This is a genomic window from Phaeospirillum tilakii, from assembly GCF_042683125.1.
Taxonomy (GTDB): Bacteria; Pseudomonadota; Alphaproteobacteria; order Rhodospirillales; family Magnetospirillaceae; genus Phaeospirillum; species Phaeospirillum tilakii.
This window is the reverse complement of the sequence record NZ_JBHUIY010000030.1, coordinates 13,840-31,068: the sequence shown is the minus strand read 5'-3', so window position 1 is coordinate 31,068 and position 17,229 is coordinate 13,840. Positions and strand designations below refer to the sequence as shown.

General features: G+C 69.8%; 14 protein-coding genes. 8 read left to right on the top strand and 6 right to left on the bottom strand.

Features of this window, described 5'->3' with window-relative positions; all coding sequences use genetic code 11:
• Positions 1–143 precede the first annotated feature (143 nt).
• From ACFSNB_RS13905 to bchI, 4 genes are all read right to left on the bottom strand, one after another.
• A complete protein-coding gene (locus ACFSNB_RS13905) occupies positions 144–1,379 on the bottom strand; it encodes an HNH endonuclease (RefSeq protein WP_377317580.1) in 1,236 nt (411 codons plus the stop codon).
• Between the two features lie 318 nt (positions 1,380–1,697).
• A complete protein-coding gene (gene bchO / locus ACFSNB_RS13900; protein WP_377317578.1) occupies positions 1,698–2,579 on the bottom strand; it encodes an alpha/beta fold hydrolase BchO in 882 nt (293 codons plus the stop codon).
• A gap of 2 nt (positions 2,580–2,581) precedes the next feature.
• Complete coding sequence (locus ACFSNB_RS13895) at positions 2,582–4,426, bottom strand: magnesium chelatase subunit D (protein WP_377317576.1); 1,845 nt, start codon at positions 4,424–4,426, stop codon at positions 2,582–2,584.
• Positions 4,423–5,409, bottom strand: coding sequence for a magnesium chelatase ATPase subunit I (gene bchI / locus ACFSNB_RS13890; RefSeq protein WP_417629371.1), 987 nt, complete (start codon positions 5,407–5,409; stop codon positions 4,423–4,425). The genes ACFSNB_RS13895 and bchI overlap by 4 nt, the downstream gene beginning before the upstream one ends.
• Before the next feature lie 338 nt (positions 5,410–5,747).
• On the opposite strand from bchI, the gene bchJ reads away from it, so the two are divergent.
• The gene (gene bchJ, locus ACFSNB_RS13885) at positions 5,748–6,362 is read left to right on the top strand and encodes a bacteriochlorophyll 4-vinyl reductase (RefSeq protein WP_377317572.1); all 615 of its coding nucleotides are present in this window, start codon (positions 5,748–5,750) and stop codon (positions 6,360–6,362) included.
• Between the two features lie 183 nt (positions 6,363–6,545).
• Here the strand turns inward: bchJ and ACFSNB_RS13880 are convergent, their stop codons facing one another.
• Positions 6,546–8,240 (bottom strand): methyl-accepting chemotaxis protein, encoded by a 1,695-nt coding sequence (locus ACFSNB_RS13880; RefSeq protein WP_377317570.1) that lies wholly within the window; start codon positions 8,238–8,240, stop codon positions 6,546–6,548.
• Between the two features lie 162 nt (positions 8,241–8,402).
• Complete coding sequence (locus ACFSNB_RS13875; protein ID WP_377317568.1) at positions 8,403–9,695, bottom strand: NCS2 family permease; 1,293 nt, start codon at positions 9,693–9,695, stop codon at positions 8,403–8,405.
• A gap of 142 nt (positions 9,696–9,837) precedes the next feature.
• On the opposite strand from ACFSNB_RS13875, the gene radA reads away from it, so the two are divergent.
• The 7 genes from radA (at position 9,838) to ACFSNB_RS13840 (ending at position 17,184) form a co-directional block, all read left to right on the top strand.
• Positions 9,838–11,208 (top strand): DNA repair protein RadA, encoded by a 1,371-nt coding sequence (gene radA / locus ACFSNB_RS13870; RefSeq protein ID WP_377317566.1) that lies wholly within the window; start codon positions 9,838–9,840, stop codon positions 11,206–11,208.
• A gap of 27 nt (positions 11,209–11,235) precedes the next feature.
• A complete protein-coding gene (locus tag ACFSNB_RS13865; protein ID WP_377317564.1) occupies positions 11,236–11,958 on the top strand; it encodes a CvpA family protein in 723 nt (240 codons plus the stop codon).
• An 11-nt stretch (positions 11,959–11,969) separates the two neighbouring features.
• Positions 11,970–13,433, top strand: a complete 1,464-nt coding sequence (gene purF / locus ACFSNB_RS13860) for an amidophosphoribosyltransferase (RefSeq protein ID WP_377317562.1) — start codon at positions 11,970–11,972, stop codon at positions 13,431–13,433.
• Entirely contained in the window at positions 13,433–14,158 is a 726-nt protein-coding gene (locus tag ACFSNB_RS13855) for an SDR family NAD(P)-dependent oxidoreductase (RefSeq protein WP_377317560.1), read from the top strand. The genes purF and ACFSNB_RS13855 overlap by 1 nt, the downstream gene beginning before the upstream one ends.
• A gap of 398 nt (positions 14,159–14,556) precedes the next feature.
• Positions 14,557–15,834: a hypothetical protein gene (locus tag ACFSNB_RS13850; protein WP_377317558.1), complete on the top strand. Its 1,278-nt coding sequence runs from the start codon at positions 14,557–14,559 to the stop codon at positions 15,832–15,834.
• Positions 15,835–15,862: 28 nt separating this feature from the next.
• Positions 15,863–16,384, top strand: a complete 522-nt coding sequence (locus tag ACFSNB_RS13845) for an O-acetyl-ADP-ribose deacetylase (RefSeq protein WP_377317556.1) — start codon at positions 15,863–15,865, stop codon at positions 16,382–16,384.
• A complete protein-coding gene (locus ACFSNB_RS13840) occupies positions 16,381–17,184 on the top strand; it encodes a metallophosphoesterase (RefSeq protein ID WP_377317554.1) in 804 nt (267 codons plus the stop codon). The genes ACFSNB_RS13845 and ACFSNB_RS13840 overlap by 4 nt, the downstream gene beginning before the upstream one ends.
• The last annotated feature ends 45 nt before the right edge of the window (positions 17,185–17,229 follow it).

The window sequence follows — 17,229 nt, the reverse complement described above, 5'->3', positions numbered from 1 at the left end:
GGAAGACTCCATGCCCGCGCGGGGCGCAAGCCCAGCAGCGGGGAACGGAAAGGATGGGGCCGTTCTCCCCGCCAATCCGTGATGAACCAATTTTATGAGGTGCGCCAGCAAATACCTGGGCTACGCGGGTGGCCACTTACGATCTATTTTATGCCAAGGCGATGAAGGAGGTATGGTGTCAACCCCTCAACTATCGCTTTGGCAAATTCCTGGCTCTGAGCGGGTCCGATGATATCACCGGGCTTCAGTTCTAGCTTCTTTCCGGCGGCGATAAACGATTCTTTAAATGCGTTGTTTGTCCCTCTCTCATTGGATATCCTCATGACGATATCCATTGTTCTTTCAATCGCTTCCATATAGGATTTTTGCGAATAGCCGTTGCCGCCAATGGTTTCGTCGATCACCTCCGCCGACAATTGCCATAACAGATCGATTTCGATGGAATCGCCGGTCATTGGGTTCATTGCATAGGCTTCATCAAGGTCGGGGCCATCATAGTTGTCGCTCAGCAGGATGAGCCACCTAGCCAACCCGAAATACTCGACATACCCGAGCAACTTGCCGTCCACCTTGCTGCCGTGAACAGCCACGCAGTGGAAGACTGTATTGGCAGGGCGGGTATTTACGATGTCGACCAGATACGATAGACCATAGCAGAATGGCGGAGCCGAATCGTCGTGCAGGAATTCGAACACGCTTTCGCATGAATGTGGGTCGATCCCATTTTTGACGGCAAATGCGAGAGCCGTTTTGACGACTGACCGGCCTGCTAACGGTCCTCCAAATTGGATATCGACCTTCAAAGGCTCATTAAGGTAATTGTTCTGGGCTTTGGTGTTGGCAAGGGCTTCAGTCTGGTCGATCTGAGGAAATCGCTTCGCAATTTCTGATATCTTTTTGCGGGCCTCTCTCGGCGTTCTGGCCGCAAATGAAATCCTTGTCGTCTCTCCGTCTTTTACCTCTTCATATTTGAACTTGGCGGGTCGCATGGTCCCGTCAGGATGGAGCAAGAACTCCTCCCCTGAAATCGTCGCTACTCGCTCCGGCGGCGACTCTTTCCTGTCCCTAACGATGCCGACCATTACCGAAAACCAATTGAACTGAGCAGCTAGAGCTGCGTCCCACGTTTCCCCCTTGTCGCTATTGCAACTCCGGCAAATGAACCACTCCACCTTCTCCATTCCGCCGATGGAGTTTGGAATGATGTGTTCCTTCGTCCTGTTCTCGTCGGTGAGTTCGACTGGGCATAGTGCACAGATCAATTTGGTTGCCATAGCTATAGGTCCCAGTTCTAGTGCCGCGAGATTAAATCCGTACTGGCCGGTATCCCAGGCCTTTTTCGGCGGCTTTAGCCGCAGAGGCCGGCTGTGGACCAACATGGAGCGTCGCCGAGCGTCCCTCCCCTGGTGATGGCAATGCAGAAATTGCGTGCGTCGAACTTGTCAGGAACAAGTAAAGCGACGCGTTGTGCTGCCCGTAATCGGCTTAGATTCCGTTGTGGATCCCGGAATTATGTGCTGCCTTCTTACGAGTGAATTTCCCGCTTTGCTGCTCGCATCTGACCATCTAATAGATTATTTTATAATGAGAAATTCAGTATATTGTTGTGGCGTGGCTGGAGCGTCCACCTCCGGTGGCTTTTGATCGAAGCAGGTCCAGGAGCCGCTGGCTCCTGGCGGGTGCGGGCAGAGCCCGCGTTAAGCCTCGGGCAACCCGGCGACGCGCCGGATCAGGGCGTAGACGGTTTCGGGCCGCTCCTCGTGGGCGAGATGCCCCAGTCCGTCGAAGATCGCCAGTTCCGACCCCGGCACCATCGCGTGGACCTTGCGGGCGACGGTGGGGGGGATGGTGCGGTCGTTCGACCCGCTGGCCAGGACCAGATGGGTCGCGAGCCGGGGCAGATCGTGGCGCAGCGGCTTGAGGTCCCAATTGGCCATCATCGCGATGGCCGAGCCGACATGCTGGGGCGAGGTGCCGAGGCGGCGGTACAGCTCGACCGTTTCCGGTTGCAGCACCGAGCCGGTCCCCTTCATCAGGTCATCGACCATCGAGGTGTAGCGGGCGCGGAGCGCGAACAGATAAGGCGGGTGGGGCAGGGCGGCCATCAGCTTGGCCAGCGGCGAGAACACCCGTTGGGTCATGCCGTCGAGCGGCAGCAGGGCGCCGCCGAGGCTGATCACCGCGCGCGGCGCGATCATCCCGTCGAGGCACATCCGGATCAGGATCGCCGCCCCGGCGGAATGCCCGACCACCAGCTCCGGCTCGAGTCCCAGTTCACGCAGCAGGGCGGCGTGGGAGCGGGCCATTCCCGGCAGCGACAGATGGGACGGTGCCGGGCGGGTGGTGAAGCCGTGGCCGGGCATGTCGGCGGCGACCACGGTGAAGTCGCGGGCCAGCAGCGGCAGCAGCCCGGCCCAGGAATGGGTGGCGGCGCCGGTGCCGTGGATCAGGAAGATCACCGGCCCGGATCCGGCGATCTGGACATGCCAGGTGAGGCCGCCGGCATGGACGAACCGGCTGGCCTGGCGGTTGGGCCAATCGCGCCCATCCCTGTCCCAGATCAGCCGGCTGTGCATCATGCTTATCCTCTCCTGGACTCGGCGGCGACCGAATCCGCGGTGGTGGCCTTCACCGCCCGCGACATCGCCTGGGCGTCGGCATAGGGGAGCAGCAGGTACTTTGCCCCCATTTCCGCCGCCAGTTTCTGCGCCATCGCCTGCGGCCGGCGCGCGGTATCGATCAACATCGTGGCGAAGCCGGCGATGCGCAAGGCCTGGGCGGACTCGATCGCGTCCTTTTCGGCCTGGGGCCGGCCCGGGGTGCCGTCGCGGGCGATGTTGCCCTGACCGTCGGTGAGGAACACCAGCACCGGGGTCTGGCCCTTGTCGCGGCAGGTGGTGGCGACCATCCCGGCGGCGTCGATCGCCGAGGCGAGCGGCGTGCCGCCGCCGCCGGGCAGGCCGGCCAGCGACCGCTTGGCCCGCACCAGCGAGCGGGTCGGCGGCAGCAGCACCTCGGCCTGCTTGCCACGGAACGCCACCAGGGCGACGTTGTCGCGGCGGACGTAGCAATCGGCCAGCAGCAGTTCGACCGCGCCTTTGGCCTCGGCCAGACGCTGCAACGCCGCCGAGCCCGAGGCATCGACCACGAAGATGGTGGTGGTTTCCGACCGCTGCTTGAAGTGGGTGCAGCGGAAGTCGCTGCGCCGGACCTCGACCAGGGTGGAGATGCGGCCCTCGCGTTCGGCTTCCTGACGGCGGATCGGCTGCCAGGGCGCGGCGGCGCGCAGGGTCTCGATCAGGTTGAGGCGGGTGTTGGCGGTCGGCTCGCCGGCCCGGGTGGCGGCGGGGCGGCCGCGCCGGCCCTTCTTCTTGGCGGCGCCGGCCCGGCCGCCGCCGCTCGACTGGGCGCGGGAGCGGACGGTCTTGCCCTCGCGCAGCTGGGCCAGCAGCTTGTCCGGGATCGCCGCCTGGGCGACGGCGATCATCATCTCCTCCAGTTCCTTGGGGTCGATGCTGTCGGCGTCTTCCTGCTCCTCCGGCTCCTCGGGCGGGTCGGGCTCGGAATTCTCCTCCGGCGGCGGCGGCTCGTCGGGGGGCGGCGGTTCCTCTTCCGGCGGCTCGGCGTTGGGCAGGATGGTGGCGCGCGGGGCCAGCACCAGCGAGACGGCGGTGGCGGCGTCCTCCTGGGTCACGCTGTCCCGGCCGGCCAAGGCGGCGGCGGCGCGGGCGACCTTGATCGCCAGCAGCGAGGCGCGCACCGAGGCGACCCCGAACGCCAGCGCGGCCGAACAGATCGCGTTGACCATCTCGTCGGCGATGCCGACTGAGCCGAGCCGGGCGCGGGCGGCGGCGACCGCCTCGGCCGGCAGCGCCGGCACGGAGAGGTCGGCCTCGGTCACCGCCGACAGGTCGAGCAGGAAGGCGAGGCGGTCGGTCAGCGCCACCGGCGGATGCTCGTCGTCGGCGAGGCCCTCGTCGAGGGCGACCACGCCGATCCGGGTGGTCGAGCGCAGGCCGAGCCCGTCGCGTTCGAGCTGGACCTCGCCGCGATCGATCACCCCGCCGACCCGGCCGGCGACACCGGCGGACAGGCGTTCGGCCATCGCCAGCACCACCACGCCGCCATCGGCCTCGACCAGCAGGCCGCGCTCGGCCACCGGTTTGCCGGTGCGCAGCGTGGCGGCGAGGTCGAGCCCGCCGAGCAGGCGGCTGTCGGTGATGTGGTTGGGCACGCGGCGGAGGGGCGCGCCCTCCGGCAGGTAGTCGCGCAGCAGGGCGAGCCAGCGGTCGCGGGCCGGATTGGCCAGCGAGCGCAGCGACACGCCGTGCAGGCCGGCCGGATCGATCGCGAACAACGCGACGGCGCGCGCCGCCGCGGCCCAGTGCGGCGAGGCCGCGGGGCCGGCGTCGGCGGTGGTGCTCATTCCGCGAACACCTCCTGGAGCGCGCGCTCGATGCGGACGGTCGAGCCGGAATCGTCGAGCACGTTGCGGCGCAGGCGGTGGCGCAGCGCCGAGGGGGCGACGCGGCGGATATGCTCGGCCAGCACCTCGTCGGCGCCGTCGAGCGCGGCGACGGCGCGGGCGGTGCGCAGCAGGGTCAGCTCGCCGCGCAGGCCGTCGGTGCCGAGCAGCATGCACAGCTTCGAGGCCAGTTCCAGCACCGGATCGGACACGCCGATGCCGGGCAGGCGGGCGCGGGCATCGACGATCTTCTGGCCGATCTTGGCGTCTTCCTCGGCCCACTGGGCGACGAAGCCCTCGGGGTCGCGGTCGAAGGCGTCGCGGCGCTTGACCACCTCGATGCGGGCGGCGAGGTCGGTGGGGGTGCGGATCTCGACCGACAGGCCGAAGCGGTCGAGCAGCTGCGGCCGCAGCTCGCCTTCCTCGGGGTTGCCCGAGCCGACCAGCACGAAGCGGGCGGGGTGGCGGATCGAGATGCCTTCGCGCTCGACCACGTTCTCGCCCGAGGCGGCGACGTCGAGCAGCACGTCGATCAGGTGGTCTTCGAGCAGGTTGACTTCGTCGATGTAGAGGAAGCCGCGATTGGCGCGGGCGAGCAGGCCGGGCTCGAACGCCTTGACGCCCTGGGTCAAAGCGCGTTCGAGGTCAAGCGCGCCGACGACGCGGTCCTCGGTGGCGCCGAGCGGCAGATCGACCACCGGCACCGGCACCATCGCCGTTTCCGCCGGCTGGCCGTCGGTGCCGTGGCGGCCGTGACAGCCCTCGACGCAGGGCTTGGTCGAGGCGGGATCGGCGGCATAGCGGCAGCCGCTGACCACCGCCATCTTCGGCAACAGGGTCGCCAGGGCGCGCACCGCGGTCGATTTGCCGGTGCCGCGGTCGCCCAGGACCAGAACGCCGCCGACGGTCGGCGACACCGCCCCCACCAGCAGGGCCAGTTTCATTTCTTCCTGGCCGACGATCGCCGAAAAAGGAAAAACAACGCGCATGGTCATACCGCTCCGAACTGGATGAAGTGTCGCGCGCCGCCACCGATCCTGGCGCGCCGCCCGGTCCGCCGCCCGGCGGGCACGGGCGCGCGCCCAGGGTCTCGGGCGCGGGACCGCCGTTTCCTCGAAATGTGAGCTGCTGCTGAAAAAGTCGCCGGCTCCCCCCGAAGTGCGAGGCGCGGATGATATTTCATAAAGACCGCGCCCCGCAATTGCTTCCTCCGCGCCTTGACGCCGCGTCCGGCTGGGGTATCGTTCCCCGCCATTCCCGTCCGCCGAGGAGAGCCCGGCCCATGACCGCCCATCGCCCCGATCCTTCCGGTCCGGCTCGGATCGGCCCCAATTCGATCATCCGCATGGCCGAGGCACTGCGCGAGCAGCAGGGCGAGGCCCGCACCGCCGAACTGTTCGCCGCCGCCGGCCTCGCCGCCTATCTGACCAATCCGCCCGAGACGATGGTGCTGGAGGAAGAGGTGATCCGGCTGCATCACGCGGTGCGGGCCGGGATCGGGCTCGACGCGGCGTCCCGCGCCGGCTGGGACGCCGGCCGCCGCACCGGCGAATACCTGCTGGCGCGGCGGATCCCCAAGCCGGCCCAGGCGGTGCTGAAGCTGCTGCCGCCCGGCCCGGCCGCCCGCATCCTGCTGAAGGCGATCGGCCAGCATGCCTGGACCTTCGCCGGCAGCGGCCGGTTTTCCTACCAGCTCGGCCATCCGCTGCGGATCACCATCGAGAACTGCCCGACCGCGCGCGACGCCCAGGCCGATCAGCCGCTGTGCGCCTTCTACACCGGCACCTTCCAGCGCATCTTCACCGAGCTGGTCAGCCGGAAGACCGAGGTGCGCGAGATCGCCTGCGCCGCGACCGGGGCGCCGGCCTGCGTGTTCGAGCTGCGCTGGAAGGAATAGGCATTCGCGGGCTCTGCCCGCACCCGCCAAGGGCCGCAAGGCCCTTGGAACCCTTTCCTTGCCCTTCGCGCGGCAAGCGCCCGCGCCCAAGCTGAAAGACCGGTCCGTACCCGACCCCCCATGGGTTCCAAGGGCCTTGCGGCCCTTGGCGGGGGTGGGCGGAGCCCACATCACCAGAAAGGGTCAGGCGGTGCGGATCTCGCTGAGGAAGCGGCCGACCTCGTCGCGCAGATGCTGGGAATTGCCGGCCAGCGAGCCGGCGGCGCCCGACACCTGACGCCAGCTCTGTTCCGCCGTCTGGGCGGTGTCGGCGAAGCCGACCACCAGCGCCTGCACCCCCTGGGTGCCGCTGGCCGCCTGCTGGACGTTGCGGGCGATCTCGCGCGTCGCCGCGCCCTGTTCCTCGACCGCGGCGGCGATGGCGGTGGAAATCTCGCGCACCTGCTCGATCACCCCGGCGATGCCCTTGATCGCCTCGACGGTGTTGCGGGTTTCCTCCTGCACGGCGGCGATCTGCTGGCCGATCTCCTCGGTGGCGCGGCCGGTCTGGTTGGCGAGGCTTTTGACCTCGTTGGCGACCACGGCGAAGCCCTTGCCGGCCTCGCCGGCCCGTGCCGCCTCGATGGTGGCGTTGAGCGCCAGCAGGTTGGTCTGGGCGGCGATGTCGTTGATCAGCTGCACCACCGCGCCGATCCGGTTGGCGGCGTCGGCGAGGCCCTGGATCATCCGGTTGGCGCGGGCGGTCTCGTCCGAGGCGACGGCGGCGATGCGGGCGGATTCCTCGACCCGGCGGTTGATCTCGCCGATCGAGGCCGACAGTTCCTCGGCCGCCGCGGCGACGGTTTCGACGTTGGCGGCGGCCTGTTCCGCCGCCGCCACCCCGGAGGCCGACTTGGTGACGGCGGTGGCGGCATCGGCGGCCATCGTCTCGGCGGTGCCGCGCATCTCGCGTGACGAGGACGACACCGACTCGACCAGCGACAGCACCCGGCTCTCGAACAGGGCGGCCATCTCGTTGCGCTGGTGGGCCTGCTCGGCGGCGCGCTGGGCCTCGGTCGCCGCCTGCTGCTGGCGCAGCTCGGCCAACTGGCGCAATTGCTGCTGGAACACCCCGGTGGCGCGGATCATGCCGCCGATCTCGTCGCCCCGGTCGGCCTCGGCGATCTCGACCTCGATCTCGCCGGCGGCCAGGCGCTTCATCGCCCCGGTCAGGCTGCGCACCGGGCGGACGATGTCGCGGCTGATCAGCAGGCTGATCGCCACCATCACCACCATCAGCGCCAGGATCACCCCGGCCTGGCTGCGCAGGTTGGCATGGAAGGCGGTCTCGATGTCGTCGATGTAGACCCCGCTGCTGACCACCCAGCCCCACGGCTGGTAGAGCAGGGAATAGGAAATCTTGGGATAGACGGTGCTGCCGCCGCCGGCCTTGATGAAGCGGTAGGCGACGAAGCCGCCGCCCTGCTGGGCCGATTCGATCATCTTGCGGATCAGGGGGATGCCGTCGGCATCGACCTCCTCGATGCGCGACTTGCCTTCCAGCCCGCGCTTGACGTCGAGCAGTTCGCAGATGCCGCTGACATGGTGGATGAAGATGTAGTCGTTCTTGCCGTAATGCAGGGCGCGCAGCGCCTCGCGGGCCTGGGATTGGGCCTGCTCGCGGGTCAGCGCCCCGCTTTCCTCCAGCTTGCCGTAATGGGCGGTGATCGAGTAGGCCGCCTCGACCACCTGCCGCACCGCGATCTTGCGGTCCTCGGTGATCTCGTTGCGCAGGTTGAGGGCGGAGACGGCCGACACCGCGATCAGGGCGATCAGACAGATCGCGATCTGGAAGCCGATCTTGGTCCGCAGGCTGACGTTGCGTATCAGGCGGTTCATCGCACCCTCGCTGCTGGTTCGCCTCCGGCCGCCCTCCGCCTTCCCCGGTTGAGGCCGACCGCCCCGCACCATGACATGAATTTTCTAAGATATTATGACCTTAAGGGTCGTGATGTCCGCCCGCCCCGGGCCTTTCGGCGTGGGCGGGCGGGCGGGACGGTCTCAACCGCCGAGCAGGGCGTGGGCGAGGGCGGCGGCGGCGAGGATCCAGACCGTCAGACTGACCTCGCGGCCGCGCCCGGCCAGCAGCTTGATCGCGGCGAAGCTGATCAGGCCGAAGGCGATGCCGTGGGCGATCGAGAAGGTCAGCGGCATCGCCAGCGCGGTGATCGCCGCCGGCACCGCCTCGGTGACGTCGTCCCAGGCGATCCCCGACAGGCCGCCGGCCATCAGGCAGGCGACGAACAGCAGGGCCGGGGCGGTGGCGTAGGGCGGGATCGAGGCCGCGAGCGGGCTGAACAGCAGCGCCAGCAGGAACAGCGCCGCCACGGTCAGCGCGGTCAGGCCGGTGCGCCCGCCGGCGCGGATCCCGGCCGCGCTTTCGATGTAGGAGGTGGTGGGCGAGGTGCCGAGCATCGCCCCCCCGGCGACGGCCAGGGCGTCGGCGACCAGCACCCGGCCGACCCCGGGCACCCGTCCCTCGGCGTCGGCGAGGCCGGAGCGGTGGGTGACCCCGACCAGGGTGCCGACATTGTCGAACAGCACCACGAACAGGAAGGCGAAGACGATGGTGGCGAGGCCGAGGTCGAACGCGCCGCCGACATCCATCGCCAGCCAGGTGGGGGCAAGCGCGGGCGGCGCGGCGACGAGCCCGCCGAACGGCGACACCCCGAGCGCCATCCCGGCGGCGGCGGTGGCGAGGATGCCGATCAGGATCGCCCCCGGCACCCGGCGGGCCTCCAGCCCGGCCATCAGCAGCAGCCCGGCCACCGCCAGCAGCGGCTCGGGCCGGTGCAGCGGGCCGAGGGTCACCAGGGTGGCCGGGCTGGCGACGACGATGCCGGCGTTCTTGAGGGCGATCAGGCCGAGGAACAGGCCGATCCCGGCCGAGATGGCCAGCTTCAGCCCGCGCGGGATCGCGGCGATGATCGCCTCGCGCGCCGGGGTCGCGACCAGGATCAGGAACACCACGCCGGACAGGAACACCGCCCCCAGCGCGACCGGCCAGGGATGGCCCTGGCCCAGCACCACGGTATAGGTGAAATAGGCGTTGAGCCCCATGCCGGGGGCCAGGGCGATCGGATAATTGGCGATCAGCCCCATCAGCAGGCTGCCCAGCGCGGCGGCGAGGCAGGTGGCGACGAACGCCGCCCCGTGCGGCAGCCCGGCCTCGGCCAGGATCGCCGGATTGACGATGATGATGTAGGCCATGGTGAGAAAGGTGGTCAGCCCGGCCAGCAGCTCGGTCCCCACCGAACTGCCACGGGCGCGCAGCGCGAACAGACGGTCCAGCATCCCCGGAAACTCCCCCCTCCGTTTTGCCCTTGGCGGCGGCCAGGGCCGACGATACGGTACCGCCCGGCTCCGCCCGAGGCGAGCGGGAAGCGCCCCGGCCGGCGGCGGACCGGACCAAGCCCGCGAAAAGGAGTCGTGACCCTTGGCCAAACCCTCCCCCCGTTTCGTCTGCCAGCAATGCGGCGCGGTGACGACGCGCTGGGCCGGCAAGTGCGAGGCCTGCGGCGCCTGGAATTCGATCGTCGAGGAAGCGGCGCGCGAGGAGGTGCCGAAGGGCCTGTCCGGGGCCAAGGGGCGGCGGATCGAGTTCGTCGCGCTCGAAGGCCACGCCGCGCCGCAGCCCCGGCTGGTGACCGGGATCGGCGAGCTGGACCGGGTGTGCGGCGGCGGGCTGGTGCCCGGCTCGGTGCTGCTGGTCGGCGGCGATCCCGGCATCGGCAAATCGACCCTGCTGCTTCAGGCCAGCGCCGCCCTGTCCACCGGCGCCCGGGTTGCCTATATCTCGGGGGAGGAGGCGGTCGATCAGGTGCGGATGCGGGCCCATCGCCTCGGCCACGCCAAGGCCGGGGTGGCTTTGGCCGCCGCCACCAGCCTGCGCGACATCGTCGCCACCCTCGACGCCCCCGACGCCCCGGCGGTGGTGGTGATCGATTCGATCCAGACGCTTTATTCCGACGGCATCGAGGCGGCGCCCGGTACCGTCAGCCAGGTGCGCGCCACCTCGGCCGAACTGATCCGGCTGGCCAAGCGGCGCGGCTTCGTGCTGTTCCTGGTCGGCCATGTCACCAAGGAAGGGGCGCTGGCCGGGCCGCGGGTGCTGGAGCACATGGTCGATACCGTGCTCTATTTCGAGGGCGATCGCGGCCACCAGTTCCGCATCCTGCGCGCGACCAAGAACCGTTTCGGCGCCACCGACGAGATCGGAGTGTTCGAGATGACCGAGCACGGACTGGCCGAGGTGCCCAACCCGTCGGCGCTGTTCCTGGCCGAACGGCGCGGCAATGTCGCCGGGGCCTGCGTCTATGCCGGAGTCGAAGGCAGCCGGCCGATGCTGGTCGAGATTCAGGCACTGGTCGCCCCCAGCGCGCTGTCCTCGCCGCGCCGGGCGGTGGTCGGCTGGGACGCCGGCCGGCTGGCGATGGTGCTGGCGGTGCTCGACGCCCGCTGCGGGCTTGCTTTGTCGGGGAATGACGTTTATTTGAACGTCGCCGGCGGGCTTCGCATCACCGAACCGGCGGCCGATCTGGCGGTGGCGGCGGCGCTGGTGTCGTCGGCCTCGACACAGCCGGTGCCGGCCGACATGGTGGTGTTCGGCGAGGTGGGATTGTCGGGCGAGGTCCGGGCGGTGGCCCAGGCCGAGCTGCGGCTGAAAGAGGCCGCCAAGCTGGGATTCGCCCAGGCGCTGGTGCCGTCGCGGCCGGGCCGGGGCCGGGGCGGCGGGGAGGCCGGCCCGTTGGCGATTCGGGCCGTCGGCCATCTTCAGGACGTGCTGGGGCTGTTCCCCCCGCCCTGAGACCTCCGACGGAAGGGAACCAGGGCAATGCATGACCTCAACGTCACCGTGGTCGACATCGTCGTGATCGTGGTGCTGCTCGGCTCGGCCGGGTTCGCCTTCCTGCGCGGATTCGTCCAGGAGGTGCTGTCGATCACCTCGTGGGTCGGCGCGGTGTTCGCCACGCTGTACGGCTTTCCGGCGCTGCAACCGGCCTTTCGCGGCTGGATCGGCGTCCCCTGGGCGGCCGACGTCGCCGCCGGGGCGCTGCTGTTCCTCGCCACCCTGCTGGTGCTGTCGCTGCTGACCAAGCAGGTGTCGGACCGGGTGCGGCGCAGCGCGATGAACAGCGTCGATTCCTCGCTCGGCTTCCTGTTCGGGCTGGTGCGCGGCGGGGTGCTGCTGTCGCTGGCCTTCCTGTCGCTGGCCTGGCTGTTCGACGTGCCCGAGCATTATCCCTCGTGGCTGGCCCAGGCCCGCACCCGCCCGTGGCTCGAACGCGGCGGCGCGCTGCTGAAATCGCTGGCCCCGGCCGGGTTCGGTCAGGCCGAGGCGCAGACCCGCGCCGTGTCGGCCGAGGCGCGTCAGGCGATCGAGGCCGAGCAGACCTTCCAGAAATTCGTCGCCCCGCAGCCGGCGGCGCCGGCGGCGGCCCAGCCGGCCCCGGCGGCCGGCGGCGCTTCCGCCCCCGCCGCCGCCGCCAAGCCGGCGCCGGCCTATGACAACGAAAGCCGTTCCCAGATGGAACGGCTGATCCGCGGCAATCAGTAGGACGCCCCCCGATGCTGACCACCCATCCTTTTGACGACGATCACCTGCACGAGGAATGCGGGGTGTTCGGCATTTTCGGCCACCCCGAGGCCGCCGCCCACACCGCGCTCGGCCTGCATGCCCTCCAGCATCGCGGCCAGGAGGCGGCCGGTCTGGTGACCTATGACGGCCGCCAGTTCCACCATCATCGCGGCCTCGGCCATGTCGAGGACAATTTCGGCAACGAGGCGGTGATCCGCAAGCTGAAGGGCACCAGCGCCGTCGGCCATGTCCGCTATTCGACTACCGGCGAGACCCTGCTGCGCAACGTCCAGCCGCTGTTCGCGGAAATGGAGTTCGGCGGCCTCGCCCTCGGCCACAACGGCAACCTGACCAACGCGATGGCGCTGCGCCGCCAGCTGGTCCGGCGCGGCTGTCTGTTCCAGTCGACCACCGACACCGAGGTGATCATCCATCTGATCGCCATCAGCCTCTATTCGACCGTCGAGGAGCGGCTGATCGACGCGCTGCGGCAGGTCGAGGGCGCCTATTCGCTGGTGGCGCTGACGCCGGATTCGGTGATCGGGGTGCGCGACCCGCTCGGCATCCGCCCGCTCTGTCTGGGCCGGATGGAAAAGGGCTGGGTGCTGGCGTCGGAATCCTGTGCCCTCGACATCGTCGGCGCCGAGTTCGTCCGCGACGTCGAGCCGGGCGAGATCGTCATCCTGTCGGCCGAGGGGGTGCGCTCGGTCAAGCCGTTCGCCAAGACCGCCAGCCGGTTCTGCGTGTTCGAGTACATCTACTTCGCCCGCCCGGATTCGGTGGTCGAGGGGGTCAGCGTCTATGGCGTGCGCAAGCGGATCGGCGCCGAACTGGCGCGCGAAAGCGCGGTGGCCGCCGACGTGGTGGTGCCGGTGCCGGATTCCGGCGTGCCGGCGGCGATCGGCTATGCCGCCGAGGCCGGGGTGCCGTTCGAACTGGGCATCATCCGCAACCATTATGTCGGCCGCACCTTCATCCAGCCGACCGACAGCAGCCGCCACACCGGCGTCAAGATGAAGCACAACGCCAACCGCGCCGTGCTGGAAGGCAAGCGGGTGGTGCTGGTCGATGATTCGATCGTGCGCGGCACCACCTCGCGCAAGATCGTCGAGATGGTGCGGCAGGCCGGCGCCACCGAGGTGCACATGCGCATCTCCAGCCCGCCGACCACCCATTCCTGCTATTTCGGCATCGACACCCCGGAACGCAGCAAGCTGCTGGCCGCCCGTCACGACGTCGAGGGGATGGCCAAGCTGATCGGGGTCGATTCGCTCGCCTTCATCTCGCTCGACGGGCTCTATCGCGCCGTCGGCGAGCCGGGCCGCGCCGCCTCCGCGCCGCGCTTCTGCGACGCCTGCTTCACCGGCGATTATCCGGTGCGGCCGACCGACCACCTCGCCAGCGAGAGCGGCGATGCCGAGCAGATGTCGCTGCTGACCGAGGATATCGGCTGATGGCCGGCGCCTTCGCCGACAAGGTCGCGCTGGTCACCGGCGCCTCGCGCGGGATCGGCGCCGCCCTGGTGCGTCAACTGGCGCGCGAGGGGGCGACGGTGGTGGCGATCGCCCGGGGCCAGGCTTCGCTCGAGGAACTCGACGATTCGGTCCGCGCCGAGGGCGGCGCGCCGCTGGTGCTGGTGCCCGAGGATCTGCGCCAGCCGGAGGTGATCGGCCGGGTCGGCGCCGCGATCTTCGAACGCTGGGGCCGGCTCGACATCCTGATCGGCAATGCCGGGGTGGTTGGGGGCGGGCTGCGGCCGGTGCCGCACCTGGAGCCCGCCGACTGGGACGAGATGATCGCGGTCAACCTCACCGCCAACTGGCGGCTGATCCGGGCGATGGACCCGCTGCTGCGCAGCGCCCCCGCCGGCCGCGCCGTGTTCGTCACCGCCCCCGAGGCGGTCGAGGCGCCGGCGTTCTGGGGCGGCTATGCCGCCAGCAAGGCCGGGCTGGAGGCGGCGGTGCGCAGCTGGGCGGCCGAAACCGCCCGCCTGACCCCGCTGCGGATCAACCTGTTCGATCCCGGCACCGTCGCCACCCGGCTGCGCCGGATCGCCTGCCCGGGCGAGGACCAGAGCGTGCTGACCAGCCCCGAGACCGCCGCCGCCGCCTGCCTCGCCTTGTGCCGGCCCGAGTGCCAGCGTCACGGCGAACGGGTGCGTCTGGCCGATCTGGGCTGAGCCCCGCGCGTTCTTGACGCGCGGGCTGGTGGGTGATGTGGGCTCCGCCCACCCCCGCCAAGGGCCGCAAGGCCCTTGGAACCCATTGGTTGTCGGGCGCGGAACGGCCTTTCCGCTTGGGCGCTGGCGTTGGCCGCGCGAAAGGCAAGGAAAGGGTTCCAAGGGCCTTCGGCCCTTGGCGGGTGCGGGCGGAGCCCGCGCATACCCTTCCCCCCCAGGAACCCGACCTGACGCGACGGGAGCCTTTTGAAAAAAGGGGAGGCGGGGCCACGGTCCGGGATCGGGCTTGCGCCATGGCGGCGCGATGAGCTATCCCATCAGGATAAGGGCTTCCCTCGGGTGGAGCCGAAGCAACCTCGTCGAGAAGGGCGGCCCTCTTGCGGCCGGCAAGCAGCGGGATGAGCCATTCCGATTCGCAGGATGCGATCAGGGCCTTTGAAACCAAGGCGGCGAGCCTGATCGCCGCGACGCGCAGCCTCGACATTTCCCGCATCCTGACCCTGCGCCGGCTGACCCTGGCCGACGCCCAGTCGCGGCGCTGGGCCAGCGAGAAGCAGTTGACCGTGCTGTTCTCGGTGATCCTGACCAAGGCGGCCGAACGCTATGGCCTCGACGCGCTGAAGGCGGCGCGGACGCGCGGCTTCGCCCCGCTGGTGGCGGGCGAGGGCGACGGGCGCGACGAGGATCTGCGGGTGCTGGGCGAGATCGCCACCCAGCTGCTCGGTCCGCCCGAGCGCGACGCCGCCGAGGAATCCCTGGCCGGCTTCCAGGCCCTGCTGTCGCGCGGATTCGCGCCGATCCCGCCCCGGACCGCCCGGGTCCAGGCCGCCGGGCGCGAGCCGCCGCCGCTGTTCGCCGCCCAGCTCGGGCCGATGGGCGACCGCCGCGCCGCCCGTGCCCTCCCGCCCGAGGAGAGCGGCGTCGATTTCGCCGCCCTGTTCGACGAGACGCTGTGCTCCTACGTCCAGAAGACCCTGTCGGTGTTCCGGATCACCAGCCCGACTCACGGCATCCGCCTGCCGTTCCTGGTCGCGCCGGAATTCGGCCCGGTCTATCGCGAGGTGATGCGGCGGTTCATCCTGCCGCAGATGCGCGCCACCCGGCACATCCAGGCGCTGGGGCAGAGTTGCAACTGGGCCGAGGTCGGCGGCGCCCGGCTGATCGAACTGATCCAGGGCAGCGAGGTCAACAACCCGATCCTGCACAATTGGGAAGCGCGCTGGGCGGCGTTCCGTCCCGCCAAGCCGACCACCCCGCGCGGGCGCAAGAGCGCCGACGACGACAATCCCTGGCCGTTGCTGCGCGAGGAGGCCACCCGCTGCAACTTCCTGCCGCCGGGCGAGGACGATTTGACCCTGCTGCGCGACGTCCTGCGCTTCGAGGCCGAGGCGATCGCCCGCTGCTGGCGCGACCTCGGCCAGCTCTACGCCCAGGAATTTGGTGCCGACGGCCGGGGCGAGCCCGGCCGCGAGGGGGTGCTGCGCGACGGCCTGCTGCGCTGGTTCCCCAAGCTGCCCGACCATGTCGGCGAGCATCTGGCGATCAAGGCGGTGTTCGAATTCGAGCGGGTCGATGCGGCCTGGCTCAACCGGCTGTTCGGCGGGCTGGGCCGCACCGATTCCGAGCGGCGCCGGGTGGCGCCCTATCTGGCCGATTTCCTCACCGAACTGATGTGAGGCCCGGCCGGCTTCGCCGAGGGAGAGCGTGATCTTGCCCGATGCCCGGATCAGCGTGATCGAGGCCGACATCACCCGTCTCAAGGTCGATGCCATCGTCAATGCCGCCAATGCCAGCCTGCTCGGCGGCAGCGGGGTCGATGGCGCGATCCATCGCGTCGCCGGTCCCCGCCTGCTGGAGGAATGCCGCCATCTCGGCGGCTGCCCCACCGGCGAGGTGCGGGTCACCCACGGTTTCGATCTGCCGGCCAAATGGGTGATCCACGCCGTCGGCCCGGTCTGGCGCGGCGGCAATCACGACGAGGCCGGCCTGCTCGCCTCCTGCTATCGCAACGCGCTCGATCTGGCGGCGACGGTCCATGCCCTGACCGTGGCCTTTCCGGCGATCTCGACCGGGATCTACGGCTTTCCCCGCGACGAGGCGGCGGCGATCGCGGTGACGACGGTGGCCGACTGGCTGGCCGGCGCCCATCCGCTCGATCAGGTGATCTTCTGCTGCTTCTCGCCCGACAGCGCCGAGGCGCACCGTCGGGTCCTGGCGCGGCTGTGACCGCCCCCGCCTCCCGCGCCGGCCGCCAGATCGTCCTTCACGTCGCCCCCTGGCGTCCCGCCCCGGGCCGGCTGCCGCCGGCGACCCGGGCCTATGCCATCGGCGACATCCACGGCCATGTCGATCTGCTCGACGTGCTGCTCGGGGCGATCCACGCCGAGGCGGTGTCGGCCGCCGCCGCCACGCCCGGCCTGCGGCAGGTGCTGGTGACGCTCGGCGATTACATCGATCGCGGCCCCCGCTCCGACGCGGTGCTCGACCGGCTGTCCGGTTTCGACCTGCCCGGGCTGGAATGCCACTGTCTGCGCGGCAATCACGAGGAATTCCTGCTCGAATTCCTGACCACCCCGCTCAAGGTCACCTCCTGGCTGGTTCATGGCGGGCGCGAAACCCTCGACAGTTACGGCATCGCTCCGCCCGACCCGTTCGACCCGGTGGCGGTCGCCGCCGCTTCCGCCGCGCTGCGCGCCCACCTGCCGCCGGCCCATCGCGCCTTCCTCGCCGGGTTGCCTGATTTCTTTCGCCTCGGCGGCTATGGCTTCGTCCATGCCGGGCTGCGGCCCGGTTTGCCGCTCGAAGCCCAGGACCCGCGCGACCTGCGCTGGATCCGCGAGGATTTTCTCGAGTCCGATGCCGATTTCGGCTGCGTCGTGGTCCATGGCCACACCATCGTCCCGGCTCCGGTGATCCGCCGCAACCGCATCGGTCTCGATACCGGCGCCTACGCCACCGGGCGGCTGACGGCGTTGGTGCTCGAGGAATCGTCCTGCCGGTTGCTGACCGCCGCCCGCACCGGGTAGGCCTCGCGCGGGCGCTGCCCGCGACCCGCCGGGGCGATGCCCCGG

Coding starts and splice junctions, on each gene's coding strand:
- ACFSNB_RS13875 (WP_377317568.1), bottom strand. CDS start 9,695: ATGCTGGACCGTCTGTTCGCGCTGCGCGCCCGTGGCAGTTCGGTGGGG.
- ACFSNB_RS13880 (WP_377317570.1), bottom strand. CDS start 8,240: ATGAACCGCCTGATACGCAACGTCAGCCTGCGGACCAAGATCGGCTTC.
- bchI (WP_417629371.1), bottom strand. CDS start 5,409: ATGAAACTGGCCCTGCTGGTGGGGGCGGTGTCGCCGACCGTCGGCGGC.
- ACFSNB_RS13855 (WP_377317560.1), top strand. CDS start 13,433: ATGGCCGGCGCCTTCGCCGACAAGGTCGCGCTGGTCACCGGCGCCTCG.
- ACFSNB_RS13895 (WP_377317576.1), bottom strand. CDS start 4,426: ATGAGCACCACCGCCGACGCCGGCCCCGCGGCCTCGCCGCACTGGGCC.
- purF (WP_377317562.1), top strand. CDS start 11,970: ATGCTGACCACCCATCCTTTTGACGACGATCACCTGCACGAGGAATGC.
- ACFSNB_RS13850 (WP_377317558.1), top strand. CDS start 14,557: ATGAGCCATTCCGATTCGCAGGATGCGATCAGGGCCTTTGAAACCAAG.
- ACFSNB_RS13905 (WP_377317580.1), bottom strand. CDS start 1,379: ATGTTGGTCCACAGCCGGCCTCTGCGGCTAAAGCCGCCGAAAAAGGCC.
- bchJ (WP_377317572.1), top strand. CDS start 5,748: ATGACCGCCCATCGCCCCGATCCTTCCGGTCCGGCTCGGATCGGCCCC.
- ACFSNB_RS13865 (WP_377317564.1), top strand. CDS start 11,236: ATGCATGACCTCAACGTCACCGTGGTCGACATCGTCGTGATCGTGGTG.
- bchO (WP_377317578.1), bottom strand. CDS start 2,579: ATGATGCACAGCCGGCTGATCTGGGACAGGGATGGGCGCGATTGGCCC.